This is a genomic window from Campylobacter sp. P255 (assembly GCF_003627915.1).
In the GTDB taxonomy this organism is placed as follows: domain Bacteria; phylum Campylobacterota; class Campylobacteria; order Campylobacterales; family Campylobacteraceae; genus Campylobacter_D.
In genome coordinates this window covers 45,010-63,690 of record NZ_NREN01000001.1, presented here as the reverse complement: position 1 = coordinate 63,690, position 18,681 = coordinate 45,010, and the positions used below count along the sequence as shown (strand labels likewise).

General features: G+C 29.7%; 23 protein-coding genes. 6 read left to right on the top strand and 17 right to left on the bottom strand.

Going from position 1 to position 18,681, the window contains the following annotated elements:
• Nucleotides 1–87: 87 nt before the first annotated feature.
• Nucleotides 88–384, top strand: coding sequence for a hypothetical protein (locus tag CKA54_RS00320; RefSeq protein WP_120759013.1), 297 nt, complete (start codon nucleotides 88–90; stop codon nucleotides 382–384).
• Nucleotides 385–414: 30 nt separating this feature from the next.
• On the opposite strand, the gene CKA54_RS00315 is transcribed toward CKA54_RS00320, so the two are convergent.
• From CKA54_RS00315 to CKA54_RS00300, 4 genes are all read right to left on the bottom strand, one after another.
• Nucleotides 415–1,575 carry a molybdopterin molybdotransferase MoeA gene (locus CKA54_RS00315; protein WP_120759011.1) on the bottom strand — a complete coding sequence of 387 codons (1,161 nt, stop codon included), beginning with the start codon at nucleotides 1,573–1,575 and terminating at the stop codon, nucleotides 415–417.
• Entirely contained in the window at nucleotides 1,572–2,828 is a 1,257-nt protein-coding gene (gene murA / locus CKA54_RS00310) for a UDP-N-acetylglucosamine 1-carboxyvinyltransferase (RefSeq protein WP_039663606.1), read from the bottom strand. The genes CKA54_RS00315 and murA overlap by 4 nt, the downstream gene beginning before the upstream one ends.
• A 127-nt stretch (nucleotides 2,829–2,955) precedes the next feature.
• Nucleotides 2,956–4,023, bottom strand: coding sequence for a tyrosine-type recombinase/integrase (locus tag CKA54_RS00305; RefSeq protein WP_120759009.1), 1,068 nt, complete (start codon nucleotides 4,021–4,023; stop codon nucleotides 2,956–2,958).
• The gene (locus tag CKA54_RS00300) at nucleotides 4,023–4,706 is read right to left on the bottom strand and encodes an aspartate/glutamate racemase family protein (RefSeq protein ID WP_120759007.1); all 684 of its coding nucleotides are present in this window, start codon (nucleotides 4,704–4,706) and stop codon (nucleotides 4,023–4,025) included. Before CKA54_RS00300 ends, CKA54_RS00305 begins: the two co-directional genes overlap by 1 nt.
• 94 nt (nucleotides 4,707–4,800) lie before the next feature.
• Between CKA54_RS00300 and CKA54_RS00295 the strand changes: the two genes are divergently transcribed.
• Nucleotides 4,801–5,001 carry a hypothetical protein gene (locus CKA54_RS00295; RefSeq protein WP_039663598.1) on the top strand — a complete coding sequence of 67 codons (201 nt, stop codon included), beginning with the start codon at nucleotides 4,801–4,803 and terminating at the stop codon, nucleotides 4,999–5,001.
• A 469-nt stretch (nucleotides 5,002–5,470) separates the two neighbouring features.
• On the opposite strand, the gene CKA54_RS00290 is transcribed toward CKA54_RS00295, so the two are convergent.
• A complete protein-coding gene (locus CKA54_RS00290) occupies nucleotides 5,471–5,962 on the bottom strand; it encodes a phosphohistidine phosphatase (RefSeq protein WP_039663595.1) in 492 nt (163 codons plus the stop codon).
• Nucleotides 5,959–6,489: a rhomboid family intramembrane serine protease gene (locus CKA54_RS00285; protein WP_120759005.1), complete on the bottom strand. Its 531-nt coding sequence runs from the start codon at nucleotides 6,487–6,489 to the stop codon at nucleotides 5,959–5,961. The genes CKA54_RS00290 and CKA54_RS00285 overlap by 4 nt, the downstream gene beginning before the upstream one ends.
• Before the next feature lie 116 nt (nucleotides 6,490–6,605).
• On the opposite strand from CKA54_RS00285, the gene CKA54_RS00280 reads away from it, so the two are divergent.
• On the top strand, nucleotides 6,606–7,016 hold the full coding sequence (locus CKA54_RS00280; RefSeq protein ID WP_120759003.1) for a PepSY-like domain-containing protein: 411 nt from the start codon (nucleotides 6,606–6,608) through the stop codon (nucleotides 7,014–7,016).
• A gap of 3 nt (nucleotides 7,017–7,019) precedes the next feature.
• Here CKA54_RS00280 and CKA54_RS00275 read toward each other — a convergent pair whose 3' ends face one another.
• Both CKA54_RS00275 and ybeY read right to left on the bottom strand, forming a co-directional pair.
• On the bottom strand, nucleotides 7,020–7,988 hold the full coding sequence (locus CKA54_RS00275; RefSeq protein WP_120759001.1) for a DUF3298 and DUF4163 domain-containing protein: 969 nt from the start codon (nucleotides 7,986–7,988) through the stop codon (nucleotides 7,020–7,022).
• Nucleotides 7,981–8,400 carry an rRNA maturation RNase YbeY gene (gene ybeY, locus CKA54_RS00270; protein WP_120758999.1) on the bottom strand — a complete coding sequence of 140 codons (420 nt, stop codon included), beginning with the start codon at nucleotides 8,398–8,400 and terminating at the stop codon, nucleotides 7,981–7,983. Before ybeY ends, CKA54_RS00275 begins: the two co-directional genes overlap by 8 nt.
• A gap of 52 nt (nucleotides 8,401–8,452) precedes the next feature.
• Here ybeY and queC point away from each other — a divergent pair, with 52 nt between their 5' ends.
• Both queC and CKA54_RS00260 read left to right on the top strand, forming a co-directional pair.
• Nucleotides 8,453–9,118: a 7-cyano-7-deazaguanine synthase QueC gene (gene queC / locus CKA54_RS00265; protein ID WP_120758997.1), complete on the top strand. Its 666-nt coding sequence runs from the start codon at nucleotides 8,453–8,455 to the stop codon at nucleotides 9,116–9,118.
• Nucleotides 9,119–9,180: 62 nt separating this feature from the next.
• Nucleotides 9,181–9,753 carry a YceI family protein gene (locus CKA54_RS00260; protein ID WP_120758995.1) on the top strand — a complete coding sequence of 191 codons (573 nt, stop codon included), beginning with the start codon at nucleotides 9,181–9,183 and terminating at the stop codon, nucleotides 9,751–9,753.
• Between the two features lie 40 nt (nucleotides 9,754–9,793).
• Here CKA54_RS00260 and CKA54_RS00255 read toward each other — a convergent pair whose 3' ends face one another.
• The 6 genes from CKA54_RS00255 to mobB are packed head-to-tail and all read right to left on the bottom strand — an operon-like array spanning nucleotide 9,794 to nucleotide 14,969.
• A complete protein-coding gene (locus CKA54_RS00255) occupies nucleotides 9,794–10,537 on the bottom strand; it encodes a substrate-binding domain-containing protein (RefSeq protein ID WP_120758993.1) in 744 nt (247 codons plus the stop codon).
• 58 nt (nucleotides 10,538–10,595) lie between these two features.
• Nucleotides 10,596–11,537 (bottom strand): hypothetical protein, encoded by a 942-nt coding sequence (locus CKA54_RS00250; protein ID WP_120758991.1) that lies wholly within the window; start codon nucleotides 11,535–11,537, stop codon nucleotides 10,596–10,598.
• Entirely contained in the window at nucleotides 11,538–13,424 is a 1,887-nt protein-coding gene (gene metG, locus CKA54_RS00245) for a methionine--tRNA ligase (RefSeq protein WP_120758990.1), read from the bottom strand. It abuts the gene before it with no gap.
• Nucleotides 13,425–13,438: 14 nt separating this feature from the next.
• Nucleotides 13,439–13,633 carry a hypothetical protein gene (locus CKA54_RS00240; RefSeq protein ID WP_120758988.1) on the bottom strand — a complete coding sequence of 65 codons (195 nt, stop codon included), beginning with the start codon at nucleotides 13,631–13,633 and terminating at the stop codon, nucleotides 13,439–13,441.
• On the bottom strand, nucleotides 13,633–14,481 hold the full coding sequence (locus CKA54_RS00235; RefSeq protein WP_120758986.1) for a class 1 fructose-bisphosphatase: 849 nt from the start codon (nucleotides 14,479–14,481) through the stop codon (nucleotides 13,633–13,635). The genes CKA54_RS00240 and CKA54_RS00235 overlap by 1 nt, the downstream gene beginning before the upstream one ends.
• Nucleotides 14,482–14,489: 8 nt before the next feature.
• On the bottom strand, nucleotides 14,490–14,969 hold the full coding sequence (mobB, locus tag CKA54_RS00230) for a molybdopterin-guanine dinucleotide biosynthesis protein B (protein WP_039663570.1): 480 nt from the start codon (nucleotides 14,967–14,969) through the stop codon (nucleotides 14,490–14,492).
• Between the two features lie 88 nt (nucleotides 14,970–15,057).
• Here mobB and CKA54_RS07620 point away from each other — a divergent pair, with 88 nt between their 5' ends.
• Nucleotides 15,058–15,552, top strand: a complete 495-nt coding sequence (locus CKA54_RS07620; RefSeq protein WP_143297917.1) for a hypothetical protein — start codon at nucleotides 15,058–15,060, stop codon at nucleotides 15,550–15,552.
• On the opposite strand, the gene CKA54_RS00225 is transcribed toward CKA54_RS07620, so the two are convergent.
• Genes CKA54_RS00225 through gltX form a run of 3 tightly spaced genes read right to left on the bottom strand, consistent with a single transcriptional unit; the run spans nucleotide 15,440 to nucleotide 18,662 of the window.
• Nucleotides 15,440–17,020, bottom strand: a complete 1,581-nt coding sequence (locus CKA54_RS00225) for a lytic transglycosylase domain-containing protein (RefSeq protein WP_172586653.1) — start codon at nucleotides 17,018–17,020, stop codon at nucleotides 15,440–15,442. The two genes, CKA54_RS07620 and CKA54_RS00225, sit on opposite strands and share 113 nt — an antisense overlap.
• 57 nt (nucleotides 17,021–17,077) lie before the next feature.
• Complete coding sequence (locus CKA54_RS00220; protein WP_120758983.1) at nucleotides 17,078–17,365, bottom strand: YggT family protein; 288 nt, start codon at nucleotides 17,363–17,365, stop codon at nucleotides 17,078–17,080.
• 1 nt (nucleotide 17,366) lies between these two features.
• Nucleotides 17,367–18,662: a glutamate--tRNA ligase gene (gltX, locus tag CKA54_RS00215; protein ID WP_120758981.1), complete on the bottom strand. Its 1,296-nt coding sequence runs from the start codon at nucleotides 18,660–18,662 to the stop codon at nucleotides 17,367–17,369.
• Nucleotides 18,663–18,681 lie beyond the last annotated feature (19 nt).

Genomic DNA, 18,681 nt, shown 5'->3' with positions numbered 1-18,681 from the left:
TGATAAACTACATTTTTACATACTTGCTAGAGTTTACAAATAGGAATATTTTTTGCTTATAGATGATAAATCACAAAAGGAGTTTTCATGCAAATAAATGATAAAAATAGTCCACTAGCCCTAAATAATATGACAAAAATCAAAGAAAAAAATGCCTCTTCGGATGAATTTCAAGCAACACTCAACGCACTTAAAGATAAAGAAGAAAAAGAGTATAAAAAAGATAACACCGATACTTTTAGTAATACAGATTTAAATATAGGTTCGATTTCTAAAGATTACAGTATATATGCTTGGGAAAAACTTCGCCAAAGCAAATACCAAAAAAATGAAGAAAATATCTTAAACAATCTTTTTAAAACTTTAGATAAAGCAAGAGCTTAAGAATTTAAATAGGGCAGGGTAATACCCTGTTTAAATTTTTAAAACTTTAACTTCTTGATCTTTTGTTAGTTTTGTATCATCAATTTGAGTGATTAAAATGTGCGTATTTTCACATAAAGGTTTTAGCATACCTGATCCAAATTTAGCTTCACTTGGCTTAAAATAACCATGATTTAACTCACCAAATGCAAAATCATTTCTTTGACCTTTAAAATTTAATTCCTTGGTTAATTTTGCTCTATCAAATTCCAAAAGATTACCCACATAAAGCAGATGAAGTATATTTTTTGCAAAAATATGCGTTGAAACCAAAGAAGCCAAAGGATTTCCTGGTAAAGCTAAAAAAAGCATGTCTTTTTTACTATAAAGTTTTACATGTTTACAAAGCTTAGCATTTACTTTTTCAAAAATAGGATTAAAGTCACATTCAGATAAAGCCTGCTTGATAAAATCAGCCTCGCCCATACTAGCCCCACCACTACTTATGAGTATATCAAAATGTTTACCATCTAAAAGATTTTTATAAGCATTAAGATCATCTTTTACAAGTCCTAGGTACTCCACATCAGCATAATCTTGCAAAATAGCATAAATTCCAAAAGCGTTTGCATTATATATACTATATTCATCAGCTTTTTCCCAAGGCTCTACAAGTTCATCTCCACTTGAAAAAATTCCAACACGCATTTTTTTAACCACTTTTAACTCATAAATTCCTTGAGCAGCGAGCATAGCTATCATACCCGAAGTGATTTTTTCTCCTTTTTGAAACAAAAGCTCCCCAAGCTTTGCTTCTTCACCTTTAAAACGGATAGCGTTGTTTTCTTTAGCATTTTTGGCATTGAGTTTTTCATTTTCAAGTAAAGCTTCTTCAAACATCAAAACAGTATTTGCATTTTGAGGAATTTTAGCTCCTGTCATGATTTTATAACATTCATTTTCACCTAAAATATAAGTATTTTTATCACCCGCTAAAATACTTCCTTTGATTTTTAACATTTCGTTTTTAAAAGCATAATTTAATGCATACCCATCTAAAGCAGAGTTATCAAACGCAGGTAGATTTTTTTGAACAAAAATATCTTCATATAAAATACACCCTAAAGCTTGTGTTAAATTTACTTTTTCAAATTCATTTCTTGTTTTAATGTGTGTTTTTAAAAATTCTAAAGTTGCAAAAATATCTCTCATTCTTCAAGCCTTCTTATACTCGCCCCTAGCTTTTTAAATTTATCTTCTAAATTTTCATACCCTCTATCAAGATGATAAATTCTATGAATTTTACTAGTTCCTTTAGCTGCTAAAGCTGCTAAAATCAAAGCCGAAGACGCACGCAAATCAGTAGCCATTACATCAGCCCCTAAAAGTTCTTTGGTGCCATTAATAGTTGCAATATGCCCATTTAATCTTATATCAGCTCCCATTCTTAAAAGCTCACTTACATGCATGAAACGGTTTTCAAAAAGCCTTTCATCGATGATACTTGTACCATTTGCTTTTAAAGCTAATGCCATGAATTGTGCTTGCATATCTGTTGGAAATCCCGGGTATTCGCTTGTTAAAATTTCCACCGGTTTGATTTCTTTTGCAGGGTTAATGCTAATACTATCTTCATTAATATCAAAACTAAAACCCATTTGCTCTAATTTTGCCAAAACTGCACTAAGATGACCTGCGTTGACTTTTTTAAGAGTGATTTTTGAGTTAGTGATAGCACCTGCACACAGATAAGTTCCTGCTTCAATACGATCTGGTATAATTTCAAAAGGTTTAAATTCCAAAAGCTCTCCACTTGTACCATAAATTTCAAGCTCAGAAGAACCTATGCCTTGTATATCAAGTCCAGCTCTAGCTAAAACTTCGCAAAGTTGCACCACTTCAGGTTCTTTAGCTACATTTAAAATTCTAGTTTTACCATGAGCTAGGGCTGCTGCCATGATGATGTTTTCACTGCCTGTAACGGTGATTTTATCAAACATCACATCTGCACCACTTAATTTACCATTAGCTACAACATAGCCTTGTTTGATCTCGATATTTGCTCCCATTTTTTCTAAAGCTAAAAGATGTAAATCAATAGGGCGTTGACCTATAGCACAACCTCCGGGCAAGGAAACTTCACAATTTCCAAATCTAGCTAACAAAGGCCCTAAAGTAAGTATAGAAGCACGCATTTTGCGTACGATGTCGTATTTTGCTATGGTTTTGTTTAAATGATTTGTATTGATTGTTGCAAAATTATCTTTAAAGGTATAATTTGCTCCTAAATTTTCAAGCAAAGAAAGTAGGGTGCAAATATCTGCCACATTAGGTAAATTGGAAATTTGCACTTCATTTTTTGCTAAAATACTTGAAGCTATCAAAGGAAGTGCGGCATTTTTAGCACCACTAATTATCACTTCTCCATTAAGTTTTTCAACACCATCAATCTCTAAATAAGTCATCTTTTTCCTTAAAATATATACATATAAAGATATTATTTTACAATAAACATAATAAATATTAGTTTTTAATTGAAAATTTATGATAGAGTTTTATGGCATATTCTTATAAAAAGAATATGCTTTGATCTTAGTTTCTATTGTGAAGTTTTTTAGCTACTTCTGCAGCTAGTTTAAGCTTTTCGTTATCAAAATGGGTGTAAATCCTTGAAGTATTTAAACTCGCATGCCCTAATGCTTCTTGTACTAAAACTAGATCTTTTTGCTTTTTATAAAGTAGGGTGGCAAAAGTATGTCTTAGCATATGTGCGCCATTTTTTTGCTTGCGAATGCCAGCTTTAAATAAAATTTGCTCCACTATGCGTGAAATATAAGCTTGCGTAAGGGCTTTGCCATTGCGGTTAACAAACAAAAGCCCATCTTGAGAAAGGTAGTTTACCCTCACATCTTTTAAAAGATGCTCTATCAACTCTTTTTTTATCATCACAACACGGTATTTATTGCCTTTTCCTCTAATACGTATAATATAAAGATCATTTTCCTCGCTAATATCTTTTAATTTAATATAAATAGCCTCACTTACACGAATTCCTGTGAAAATAATAATCTTAATAATCAAGCGATTGCGTATGGTGTTATTTTTAAAATCTGTATTATCAATAGCATCTAAAAATTTACCAACTTCATCTTCACTCATATATTCAGGTAGCTTCACTCCTTTAGATCCGCTTATACCTGCCCAGTTTTTAAGATTGATGTCAAAAATATGCGCTTTATCATCTTCTTCATTTTGTTTATCTAAAAATGCAAAAAAATTAATCACTGCGATACGGTAATTTTTTTTACTCGCATCAGATAAAGAAGCACTAATGCTTGCTAAAACCTCGACTAGCAATTCCTCATCAATTTGCTTTAAAGAATAAAGCTTATAAAACATCAAATATTCATAAAGTTTTTTCAAGGGATTAAAATAAGTATTTACCCCGCTAAGTCCTGCATTTCTAGCTTTTTTCACATAAGCATCAAGCTCTTGTATGTTTTTGACGCCTTTACTAAGCGCTAGATTAACCATAGCTAGAGCCTGCGGATCTTTTAATTCTTTATTTGACAAAGAATTAAGCTTAAATTTTACATAACGACTCAACCAAAATAAAAACGACTTTTCAAAACTATCTTCACAATCTAGCGGATATTTCATCACTCATTCTCCAAAGCCTTCAAGGTGGCAATTTTTGCGTGGATATATGCACTATCAAACAAGCTCTTAGAGCTTTCTTTTATAATTAAGCCAAGTTCGGTACAACCTAAAATAACCCCTTGTACTTGTGGAAATTGCTCAATTAAATCATGAAAATATTTTTTTGAATTTTCTTTTATCACACCTTTGCAAAGCTCATCAAAGATAATATCATTGATTTTAACCATATCATCTTCTTTAGGGGTAAACACCTCAATGCCTGATTGGATTAGCATTTCTTTATAAAATCGCTCTTTCATTGTGTATTTAGTACCAAGTAATAAAACCTTGCTCACATTTTGCTCTTGAAGTTCTAAAAGCATAGCTTTAGTAATATGCAAAACAGGGGTTTGAATACGGCTTTGGATATCTTCATAACACCAATGCATTGTATTGGTACAAATAAGGATAAAATCAACGCCACATTTTTCCAAAAGTAGGGCATGATGGGTTAAAATTTCACTTGCTTTTTGCCAATCATTTTGGTTTTGGCACTCTTTAATCTCTTCAAAATCAACACTAGTTAAAACAATCTTAGCACTATGTAATTTACCTAATTGATGGTTTGTAATTTTATTAATAACCTCATAATAACTTAATGTGCTTTCATAGCTCATTCCGCCTATTAAACCTATGGTTTTCAAACTTTTTCCTTTAATATAAATATAAGCATTATAAAAAAATCTAACTTAAAAAATATCAAGCTATAATTATAAAAAACAAAACTAGGAGCAAGACATGTTTTTTAAGAAAAAAACTCCACAAAAACCTACCAAACCAAACAAGACAACTAAACAAGAAAGTATTTACAAGAATGACTTTAGTCAAGAAAAAAGATTGTATGAATTTAAAGAGAATATGAAAAAACTTTCACAAAATGAAAATAGTGCTATGATTTTAGCAAAGCAATTATCAAGGCTTATTCAAAAATCAAAATAAATACAATTTTTTTCACCGCTCATTCTAGATTGCATTTTTATTTTAATCATTCGCGCCTATTAGCTTAACCTAAACACTAAACCTTTTTTTGACTTTTATATAAATAAAAATATTTTAATTTAAACTTAATATATATGTAAAATTATATGATAAATAGTAAAATAGTGAAATAATATATATTTTGTATTGAAAACTATAATTTTCAAACTTTTATATTTATCTACACTTCTATCCACATACCATCTTACAAAATACCTATAATATGGAATTTTAAAGCATTTTAACTTTTGCGTGATAAAAACTTATCCACAAAAAAATAAGTATAATTTTTTGAAAAATAATATAAGTAATTTTACGCAAGAAGTTCGTAAGGATAAAATATGAAATATATTTCAGGTAAATTTTAGTTTATTTTTACACTTAAAATAAATTGAAATAAAAACGAAGTAAATTAAAAGTCATAATTGAATTAAATATGATCTGAACTTTTAGGATAGTCAAAAAATACTACTTCCCCACTATGTTCTTTTAACTCTTTAAAATCTTGTATATCAAAACGCATACATAAAATAGCAGAAGTTGGAAAGCTTTCTAATTCTATATGGGCTAAATACTCACATAATTCTTGCAAGAAAGGATTATGCATAATTAGCACTACCCTACTCTCTTTAAGCTCTTTAATAAAATTTAAAATACAATCCACATCACCTTCATAAAAGCTTTTTTCTATGGTGATATCTTTTTCTTTCAGTGAGAAACATTTGCAAAACTTTTGTGCGGTTTTTATACTGCGTTTTGCTGGACTTGATATAATACTTTGTGCATTAAAATTCAAATCCTTAATTCTATAAATCATCGTTTTTAAATCATCTTTTCCATTAGAGCTAAGTTCTCTTTGTAGATCTTGTTCGTAGTTTTCTTTTTGAGCTTTTGCATGGCGGATAAAATAGATATATTTCATTTTATTACTCTTAATCTACCTAAAATATATCCGCATATAAATCCAAAAATATGTGCATACCAAGCCACATTTACCCCCATAAAAATAGGCACAAAACTCATTAATAATATCGCTACGATTAATCCTTTAGTGGCAGTTTTATCCAAATAAGCATAATAACCCATCAAAACACATATCGCACCACTTGCACCCACTACATTCACAAAACTTCCATCAAAGCTTAAATACACATAAAAAACACTAAGTAGAGAGCAAAACACTCCACCTATTAGATAAAGTAAGATAAATTTAAAACTTCCTAAATATTTCTCCAACATCATTCCAAACTGAAAAAGCACTATCATGTTTAAAATCAAATGCGTCCAGTTTCCGTGCATAAACATTGTGCTTAAAATTTGCCAGTAAAACCCTTGATAGAAAAATAAATTTAAACCCAAAATAAGATCTAATTTCAATGATCCAAAATAAAGATAATTTACAAAAATAAATACAACAACATTTAAAGCGATTAAAAAAGAAGCTACCATCACCCTACTTTGTTTTTTATTAATTATAACAAAAAGCTATTTAAATTCTAGCTTACACATAAAATTCACACTAATAAGATACAATATCGGCAAAAAAACAAAAAATAAGGTTAAAAATGAAAAAATTAGCTTTAGCTTTTTTTATTAGTTTAAATACTCTTAATGCTGGTATTGTTATAGCACCCGATTCACTACCAGTTAATATCAAAAAATTCATCAAAGATTATTTTAATGTAGATATAGGCTTAGTAGAGCAAGATGGTCATTCGTATGAAATTTATCTTAGCGATGGTAGCGAAATCGAGTTTTCTTTAAATGGAGAATTTAAAGAAGCAGAAAATTTTAGGTCACTCAATTATGCGATTTTGCCTTTAGCTATACAAAATACCATTAAAAACATCTACCCTAATACCGCAATCATAGAAATAGAAAGAAAAATTTCTTATTATAAAATCAAACTCAACAATCAAATGAAACTTTATATAGATCACAACGGAACTATTTTAAGACAAAAATTTGATGATTAAAGCTTATTTGATTAGACTCAAATAAGCTAATTTTGAATTACTTTTCCAAAATGGCTTTAACTCTTCAAAACTCACAAATACTTCAACAACTCCAGTTGAATAAGGAGCTATTTCATAAGGTTCCCATATAAAATTAATACCATCTTCTCTTAATTCAAAAATTTCACTCATTTTAAATTCTTTAAGATCAAATAATTCTTTTACATCATATAAGCTTGTGATTTTTTGTCTCATCATTTCTTGAAAGTCTTCATTGTCTAGTTTTAATTCTTTTTTCAATCTAAGAAGTTTCATATCATCGATATTATATGTTTTTCTTATAATATGGGTCATACCATGAGCTCCGCCTTTATACTCATAAATATTTTTCCCCAAAGAAATCACATGCGCATCTTGGTAAAAAACAAAAGCTTGTGAAAAAAATTCATTACTAATATTTTCTTCTTTTTGCCATTTTTCTAAATTTTCTTTTGCTTTTTGCCTGAGTGAGTTTTGGTCTAAGTTTTCATTAAAATCATCTATAATTTGCATTAATTTCTTATCTGCACTTGAAAATTTCAGTATATCTTCACTAAAATCAAATTCTATGCTTTTATCGTTTTGAAGCTTCTTTTCTTTTTTAACTGAAACTTGATAAATTTTTGCTTTAGACTTTAAAGATAAAAAATCTAATTCTTTTTTCTCTTCGTTTATTTTACATAAAGCTTTAAATTTATTTTGGAAAGTATTTTTTAATGCACAAGTCCCAAAATCTGCTATATCAATATAATACTCACCATTTCTAGCACTACCCCAAAAACTATACTGCTTTTGCTTATTTTGTACTAAACCATAGCTAGTGTGAGTTTTTTTAGAGCTATATAAATAAATATCAAATTCTTTTCCTTTTAAAATGTCTAATTTAAAAATATTTTCATCGTATGCATATAAACTCGCACATAAACTTAATACTGTGATGATTTTCTTATTCATTTTCAACCTCTTGCACTCTTACAATTAAGCTTTTTGGAAGTTTAAAATACTCAATCCACTCTTGCTCTTTTTCTCTCATTTGACCTTGATCTACCTCATGATCATAGCCTTGCAAATGCAACATTGCATGGATAAACAACAATGCCATTTCTTCTTCGCTAGTATGTTTATATTCTTGAGCTTTTTTATCAACTTCATCTAAATTTATCACTATACTACCTAGCAAATTTTCACAATTTTGCACCAACGGAAAAGACAACACATCTGTACTTTTATCAATCCCTCTTTGACTAAGATTAATCTCACGCATTGCATTTTCATTTACCAAAACAAGTTCTATATTTTGATCACTCATTTTTTGTGCAATTTTTTCAAGAAAAGAAATATCCATTTCCTCTTCACAAAAAATCATTATTATCCTTTTGGTTTTATAATTTCAAATTATATCAAATTTAAGGAAAAGTATGAAAAAAGCTCTTTGTGTTATTAGTGGAGGCATGGATAGCACCTTATGTGCGTATTTAGCTAAAAAAGAAGGGTATGAGATCATCGCCTTACACTTAGACTACAACCAACGCACTATGAATAAAGAAAGAGAATGTTTTAATAAAATTTGTAAAGAATTAAATATTCAAACAAAATATATTTTAGATGTTTCTTTTATAGCTAGTATTGGCGGAAATTCTTTAACTGATTATGCTTTAGAAATCCCCAAAGAAAAATTACACGAAGTAGAAGTACCAAATACCTATGTGCCTTTTAGAAACGGTATCTTTTTATCGATTGCAGGCGCAATAGCTGAAAAAGAAAAATGTGAGAGTATTTTTATAGGTGTGGTACAAGAAGATAGCAGTGGTTACCCTGATTGTAGTGAAAAATTCATACAAAAAGCAAGCGAATTCATTAACGAGGGTACTACAAATTCTTGCAAGGTACAAATTAAAACCCCTTTAGTTCATCTTAATAAAAGTCAAATTGTTGCATTAGCATTAAAAGAAAATGTAGCCTTAGAGTACACTTGGTCTTGTTATGAAAAAGAAGATAAAGCTTGCGGAAAATGCGATAGTTGTTTATTAAGACTTAGAGGTTTCAAAGAAGCAAACGCCAAAGACCCTATCGTATATGAATAAGAATTTATTTTCATTTTATTTTCATAAGTATAATAAATATTTCAAATATTCAAGGAGAAAAAATGAAAAAATTATTTTTTAGTTCACTAGTTGCTGTTTCTATTTTAACAAGCGCTACTTTTGCAAAAGATTTCAGTTTAGACAAAGCGCACACGAGTGTAGCTTTTAAAATCAAACATCTACAAATTAGCAATGTAAATGGAAATTTTAAAGACTACGATGCAACGATTGATTTTGACAGTGCAAATTTTGAATTTAAAAAATTACAAGCAAATATAAAAGTTGCCTCTATTAACACTGAAAACAAAGCTAGAGATGCACATTTACAACAAGATGATTTTTTCAAAGCAAAAACTCACCCAAATATCACTTTCACTATGAGTAAGTATGAAAAAATTTCCAATGAAAAAGGCAAAATGTATGGTGCGTTAAACATTGCAGGTGTAAGTAAAGATATCATTTTAGAAACCGAAATTGGCGGAGTTATAAAAACAGATAGCGGCAAAGAAAAAGCAGGTTTTGCCCTACAAGGTCAAATCAAAAGAAGTGATTTTAATTTTGCTCCAGATACCACTAGTCTAACGTTAGGTGATGAAGTGCAAATTAATATTGAGGCAGAGATTAACGAAAAATAACACTAAAAAAGCATTTTACTAAAGTAAAATGCTTTTTGGATTATTTTGCCATCCAACCTTCTTTTTCCCAAACTTTTTGAGCTTCTTCACTTTGTGTAAATTGAATAAATTCAGCTACTTTTGGATTTTTAAGTCCTTTTTGAGTTGGAACTATTTCAGCTGCTCTATATATGATTGAGTTTTTGTCTGCTTTAATAAAGCGATTTTCTTTTTCACCCACTGCTTTAATCCAATGTGTCCAAATGATCAAGGCATCGATGTTTTTATTATTTTTCCACTCATCAACAGCCGCTTTAGAATTTTTTGCATAAACTTTTATATTTTTTCTTAGTTTTTCTAAATTTTCAATTTTTCCTGTTTTTAAAGCCATATCTTCATACAAACCAACCTGCCCTGCTCCATCAACCACCATAACATTCACGCCATCTTTTAAAAGATCTTCAAATTTTTTAATTTTTTTAGGATTATTTGCTCTTACAATCATACCAGAACCTCTAGCATTTAAAACCTGCACATCTTCGATTTTAATTTGTTTTGGTATTGCTTTAATAAAGCCATCCATCATAGAAGTATTACCTGAGTAAATAATATCCGCATCTTTTTTAGCTTGCTTGATCCATTTAGGAGTTGGCCCTGCATTAATAATTACTTTTTCTCCATTTTTTGCTTCAAATTCCTTAGCAAGTTCTTTTAAAACAGGGGCAGGACCACCTGGACCATAAACTAAAATTTCAGCATTTAACGCAGCTGCTGCAACTAAACTAACAAATAAAATTTTTTTCATTTTTTGACCTTATTAATAAAATAAAATCAAAAATATACCATATAATGTTTGATAGTTTTTAATCAAAAAGACTTATATTTTTTTCTTTATAAAGAAAATATTCTAAAAAGTCTTCTTTATTTTCCTTAATCAAGCAGTATTTAAAATCAAAGAATTTTTTTAATTCTTCTAAATTAGTATAAGAAAAATCGCAAAGCAAGGAATTTTTTAGCGCGGTTTTAAACCCCTTAAAACTTTGGAGTTTCTGTGCGATAAACTCAAAATCTTTTTCATTTTCTACAAGTAAAATTACTCTAGAGCTACCACCAAAAGAACAAATTTGATTTTGAGAATTTAAAAAATACGCATCAAAAAGCTCTAGTTTTTTTTCATTAAAATGAAAAGATAGTTTTTGATTTTCTATCAAATCAATGAAACTAGCAAAAATATCCGCGTAAAAAAATGCAAATTTCAAATCTTTAAAATATAATTTTTTACAAAGTATACTTGTTTGAAATAAAGACTTAGCACCTAAAATTTCATAATCACAAGTCTTAAGAGTATGAAAATTTGATTTGAGTTTTAAGATAAATTGCTCATTGCTAGAGCAAAAAAATGTTCTTTCTTTAGCATTTTTTAAATTTTCAAAATCTACTAAAACATTAGAGCTTAAGACTTTAAAATTAAATGCTTTAGCAAATTTCAACTCCACATCATCACAATATACAAACTCACAAGATTTTTCTTCGCATAAAAATCTAAACAGTCTTAAGATAGCTTCTTCAAGATCATCAACTTGAAGATAAAACACATCCTCATCTTCAAGCTTTAATCTTTCTTCACTTACTATCACATAAGCACCAAGCTTTATAGCATAACTTGCTTGTTCTTGATTTTTAGCAAAAAAAGCACTTGCTTGTTTTACTTTATTTAAATCTATACTAAAATCATACACACTAGAGGTTGCACCATAGTTGACAACCTGTGCATTAATAAGCTCGCAAAAATTAGATATATTCATCTAGCCTATTAAAGCTCCATTTTCAATAAAACTTTGCGGACTAATTAAAACCAATTTTCCATCTTTTTCTGCACTTAAAATCATACCTTGGCTCTCGTGTCCAAAAATTTTAGCCTTTTTTAAATTAGTGATCACGCAAACTTGCTTACCAATCAACTCACTTGCCTTATAAAATTTAGCAATACCTGAAAGCACTTGTCTTAGTTCGCCATTTTCAAGCTCAAGTTGAAATTTTAAAAGTTTTTCACTTCCTTCGATATTTTGACAATCTTTTACCAAGGCTACCTTGATTTCGATTTTTTTAAAATCATCAATTTTAATCTGAGCTAAACTTGGTGTAGCTTCTTTTTTTTCTTCTTTTTTTTCTTCTTGTGTACATTCTACTTTTGGAAATAAAGCTTCACATGTACTAGATTTTAGATCGCATAATTGATAGTTTAAAATTAATTTTTGATAATTTTCATTTGAAATTTCAAAATTTAAAGCTTTTGCGATTTTTAACGCTGTTTTTGGCATAGCCGCATAAAGTAAAATAGCTACCTTTGCTAAAATATTAGCACATAGAGCTACCAAAGCATTAGCTTTTTGCGTTTGATTGTTTTTAATTAAATTCCAAGGCTCATACTTACTAATACATAAATTTGCTAATGACAAGGCTTTAAAAAGCTCTTCTAGATAGCGATTTGGTTGAATACCCTCTAAAGCATTAATTGCATGATCTAAATACTTTTTACACTCATGTAACTCCTGAGTAAAATACGAACTCACATCTTTAGAATCAATCACATTTTGGGAATATTTAGCACTCATACCGATAATTCTATTTAATAAATTTCCAAGTTCATTACTTAGCTCCGCATTAATTCTAGTAATCAATGCTTTTTGTGAAAAATCCCCATCATTGCCAAAAGGAACTTCTCTAAGTAAAAAATACCTAAAAGCTTCTAAACCAAAAGTATCTGCCACTTCTTTAGGTGCTACCACATTGCCTTTAGATTTACTCATTTTTTCACCATCTTTAGTCCACCAACCATGTGCTGCAATAAATTGAGGTAAAGGAAGCTCCAAACTCATCAAAAATGCTGGCCAATACACCGCATGAAAACGCAAAATATCCTTACCTACAAAATGAATATGAGCAGGCCAAAGATCCATATTTTTTTCATCAAGTCCATAGCCCAAAGCACTCACATAATTCATCAAAGCATCAAGCCAAACATACACTACATGTTTTTCATCATTTAGTTCTTTTGGAAGTTTTACCCCCCATTCAAAACTTGTTCTTGTGATGGAAAGATCTTTTAATCCTCCTTCAACAAAGTGAATTAATTCATTGGCTTTATTTTTAGGTAAAATTGGCTCTTTTTCTTTATACCATTTAAGAATTTGATCTTGATATTTAGAAAGCTTGAAAAAGTAACTTTCTTCTTTCAGTAGTTGTGTTTTTTTACCGCAATCTGGACAATGGCACTCATTTACAAGTTGAGTTTGAGTAAAATAACTCTCACAAGAAACGCAATAAAAACCCTCATATGTACCTTTATAAATATCACCTTTATCAAACATTTTTTTAAATGCTTTTTGCACACTTAATTTGTGGTTTTCATCTGTAGTTCTAATGAAATAATCATAAGAAATTTCAAACTCATCCCATAATTTTTTAAATTTAGCACTAATCTCATCTGCATATTCTTTAGGAGTGAAATTTCTAACACTAGCAGCTTGTTCTATCTTTTGGCCATGCTCATCAGTTCCTGTAAGAAAAAAAGTTTTCTGACCTTGCAAGCGATAAAATCTCGCCAAAGTGTCAGCTATGATTGTAGTATAAGCATGACCTATGTGTGCTACATCATTTACATAATATATAGGAGTAGTAATATAACGCATTTTTTACCTTTAAATTAAAAATCAAATCCACCTTCTTTGCCTTTAGACATGCTTTTATAAACAGCATCAATATACTCTTTTCTTAAAGCACATTCAAAAATCATAGAACAAGGCAAACAAGATTTTAAATTTTTTGCATTTTGACAAGTTACAAGTTCATTTTTTTTGACTTCTAAAGCTAGTTCAAATTCATCTTTTACTTCAGACATCAAAGTCCTTTGTAAGCTTGTTTTAATTTTTCAATTTCATATTTTGAACCCAAAAAGCATGGTGTGCTTGCATGAATTTTATCAAATTCTAATTCCAGCAAAGAATCATTTACACCATTGGTAGAAAATCCCCCTGCTTTTTCAAATATAAACGCAAAAGGAAACACTTCAAAATAAGCTCTTAGTTTTCCATTGGGTGCATCGGTAGTTGCAGGATATGAAAACAAACCTCCACCTTTGAGTAAAATTTGATGTAAATCACTCACCATTGCACCTGAATATCTTAAACGATAACCCTCATCAAACAAAGCTTTGATGAAGTCTCTATGTGTACTAGACCAGTTTTTTTGTGTTCCACCACTTGCATTTAGCTTCCCCTTTTCGCTGAGTTTTAACTCTTTCACATACACAAATTCATTATTTTCATTAAGTCTATAAAGTTTAGGAGTATCCATGCAAACTATCAACTCTAAACGCACACCATAAATCGCATAAACAGCCGCTTTTAAATTCTTAGCGTTCGCTTCATGCTCATAAATGGCAAAAATTGATCCTATAGCAAAATTTACATCAACCAAAGACGAACCATCTAACGGATCATAAGCTATGATGTATTTTTCATTTTCATTGATGAGTAATTGCTCTTGTTTTTCTTCACTAATTAAGCTTTTAATACCTTTACTTTGTTTTAAAACACGAGTAATAATCTCATCACTTTTAACATCAAGCTTAAGCTGGTTATCTCCTGTGGCATTTTGAGAACTTGTATAATCAAAATCTTTTAAATATCTAAGCTCATGAGAAATTTCAATCACAGCCTTTTGTATATCATTGATAATCTCTTGCATTTTCACTCCTATACTTTTTTTGAATTATTTAATATAAAATCACAAATACCTTCTAAATCATCTAAACAAAGCCAAGTTAAATTTTCATTTTCTATCTTTTCATAACTTGCTATAGCATTAGAATAGGCAAAATAAGACTCATCAACCTCTTTGCAAAATACACTAATTCTTGGCATATCTAAAGTCTTCAAACCCTCTATTAACAAAAAATCAAAATCATCTAATTTTGAAATCGCCTCTTCTAAAGTGCTTGGAGAATGTGTAAATAAAGTTGTTCTTGTAGGACTTAAAACCATCACATCTGCGCCACTTTGAAAAAATTTAAAACTATCTTTTTTAGCGATATCAAAACTTGCCTTATCTTTTGGATCATGCTTAATAATACAAACTTTATAATTTTGACCCATCAAATGCTTAGCTACTTGAGTAATCAAAGTAGTTTTACCCGAATTGGAAGGACCACTAAAGGCCATTGCTAATCTTTTCACTATGTTTTCCTTAATATAAAGAAAATAAGTATAATTATATCTTTTTAAAAGTTAAAAGCTTATAATTATGAAAAAATTAGGAAAAATTATGAAAAAACTTTTTACGATTATATTGCTTGCTTTTGTTTTTAATGCATGCGCAAATAAAACTCAAGAACAAAGCACGGTGAATTTAAAAAGCCAAACACTCATGTATGCGCAAAAAATCAACTTTAACTATAAAAACAACAGAACAGTGGCTTTGCTTAGTTATTTAAACCCTGTTCTTGATGAAAAAAGTCAAAAAGAAGTTTTTGTGTTAAGCTTTTTACCAAGCATTCATATCAATCAAGATCAAATTTCTATTTTAATTAATGGAGAAAAAACCACAATAAGCGCTTTAAAACCTAATGATGAATTATTTAAGTATATCATCAAAAGTGATTATGCAAGTTATTACAAAATCACCCTTGATGAATTAATTCAAAAACCTATTTTGCAGGTTTATTCGTGTTTTGAGAATCAGTGTTTTGAATCAAAGTTTCAAAAAATTTCGAAATCGGTGTATTATCGTTCAGAAGATGTAAATACACAATATAATTAGCTAAAACTTTTTTAGCATACGCCCTACTTTCAGCATAAGGAACGAGTTCCATAGATAAAAATGGCTCGTACTTTCCTGCTCTAAACATATCATCTCTTTTTAACATTCTCGTGGTAAAACCTATACCTCCATTATACGCATATGCTACAAAAACCGGAGAATTAAGTTTGGATTCTAAATAATCTAAATGATGGTTTGCAAAAGTATAAGCTGTTTTTGGTTCAAAAAGCATATCTTGATCAAAATTTGGAATTTGCAATTCTTTATTACCTATATGGTTAGCTAAAAATGGGATAAACTGCATTATACCCAAAGCATAAGAAGTAGAAATTGCTGTTGGTATAAAACGACTTTCTTGTCTAGCTAAAGCCAAAATCATCGCTTGTCTTTGGGTTGAATACGCTTTTAAGTATTCAAAATAAGGCATGATAAAATAATGCTTTGAAAAATTTTCCGCTCTTTCTTTAATATACGCATAAATAGCGATATTGTCTTTAGTATAAAAGTCTTTAGCAAGCTTGTTTAATTCTTCTGGAGTGCCTTTTGCGACTTCTTTTGCTAGTTTTTGCCAAGCAAAAGGATCTTTCATATCAAAGTCATTTTTTTGCTTTTTAGGATTTAATTTTTCTATTTTAGGTAAAGACATTCCTTTGAGTTCTCTTGCATAAAGAGTATAAATATTTAGCGAATCACTTTTTACAAGCTCATCAAGGTATTTTTTATCTTGAGTAATCAAATACAACCAAAAAACCGCATTATCTATCAATGGTCTGCTTTTAAAAGTATCTCTTGCAACTTGAAAAAATTCTAATGCTTTTTGATCATCATTTTCTAAAATAGCATTCACACCTAGATAAAATGCATTATCCTGAAAACTTAAATTCGCATCCACATTAACTAAAGATTTTCTAATCAAAGGGCTTTTTTTCTTAATGATAATTTCTTTTACAAAATTTGTAAATTCTTTCTCTTTGGCCAATTCATTGACAAAATCTTTTTCCAAGAAAAAGTCTTTTTTATCTTTTGTAAAGTCATAAATTTTGTAAAAATTAGCACTGTCATAGTTTAAAATCGCATAGTTCAAAGGATCTTTTGCATCAAAAGCCTCTAAAAGTTTTGCTAAATTAGGATTATCTTGTGGAATATTTTTTTTCATTGCATTGCGTATTGTGCTATTTAGATCTTGTATAAAGGTTAGACTATTTAATCTTACAAGCTGACATGTTGTGTTAGCATCTAAGATATTTTGAGTGTTAAATTTATAACAAGCTTCGTATTCTTTATTATACCCCAAAGGTGGCACAATAGCTTCAATAGCATTTTTAATACGCCCAGCATAACGATAAATATGCTCCTTTAAGCCTTCAACTTCATCTTTTTTAAATTCATTTTTTTCCAACAAACGATATAAATAATAATCCTTAGCCAAAGAGTTGGGTTTTTGCTCTAATTCTTCATATGAATACATCGCACAATTAGCATAAACCGCTCCAGCTAGTAATAAAATCACACTTTTTTTAAACACTTATAAACTTCCTAAAATTAAATTTGATAAAAATATTTGAATAAATTTTAACCCCAAAATAATAATCAAGGGTGCTAAATCAATACTTCCTATTCTAGTTGGGATAAACCTTCTTACAAAAGTATAAGCAGGTTCTGTTAAACGATATAAAATTTGTACAATAGGATTATATGGGTCAGGTCTTACCCAAGAAATCAATGCTGCAATAACTATAACCCACACATAAATTTCAATTACCAAAGAAAAAATTTGCACCAAAGATACAATCAAACTTGTTCCAATTCCCATTTTACTCCTTTATGATTTCTTTAACAAATGGCTTAATTAAGGTATAAATTTCACTCATTTCAGGCCCATGGGTAACCCCTGTTAGCACTAAACGCAAGGGCATAAAGAAATTTTTACCTTTTAGTTTTGTTTTTTCCATTAAAATCTTTTTAAACTCTTCATAGCTTTGTGGCAAATCCAAATCTTTTAAAACCTCCTTGATTAAACCACATTCGTTTTCAAATTCATGGTAATTTTTACTTGCAAAAATAGCTTGAATTTTTTCTTTGATTTCATTTAGTGTGCTAGCTTCTTGAGTATAAAATTTCGCAAGCTCTGCTACATCTTTGTCTAAATTAAGCATAGCATTTAACTGTGTATTATCTAACATTTTAATATGCTCACGGTTAATTTGCATTAAACGCTTTGTGTCAAATCTTGCTGGAGATTTTGAAACTTTTTTCAAATCAAACCATTCTATAGCCTCTTCTAAGGTAAAAATTTCTTTTGGAGTTTTATTACCCAAAAGGATCAAATAATTTGCAATAGCACTTGCAAGATAACCATGATCAAGCATCCACTTAACACTAGAATGCGCTTCTCTTTTGCTCATTTTAACGCCCTCTTCATTTAAAATGATAGGCAAATGTGCATATGTCATGCTTTTATCATAACCCAAACTAGCTCTAATATGCTCTTGTTTAGGAGTATTTGAAACATGATCTTCTCCTCTTATAATACAACTTACACCTTCAAGCATATCATCAACCGCACAAGCAAAATTATAAGTTGGGGTTTTATCTGCTCTCATAATTACAAAACTATCAATATCTTCAGGATTAAAGCTAATCTCACCTTTAATATAATCAGTAAATCGCATTTGCGATTGTGGTTTTTTAAGGCGAATTACAAAAGGTTTTTCACAATTTAATACATCGATATCTGCAAGTTTTTCGCATGTGCCATCGTATCTGTAAGCTTGATTTTTATTTTTAGCTAGTTCTTTTTTATGGGCTAACTCATCTTCTGTACAAAAACACGCGAATGCTTTTTTTTCACTCACTAATTTTAAAGCCATTTGACGATGAAATTTTAAATTCTCACTTTGCACATAATAATGCTGCCAAGCTATGCCAAATTCTTTTAAAATTGCTTTTATTTCTTCTTCTTTTCCGGCAATATTTCTAGCATTATCTGTATCTTCAATACGTAAAATAAAATCTGTATTTTCTTGTCGTGCTTTAATGTAATTAAATAAAGCAGCTCTTAAATTTCCAATATGCATATCTCCAGTAGGCGATGGTGCAAACCTATACATTATCTATCCTTTAAAACTT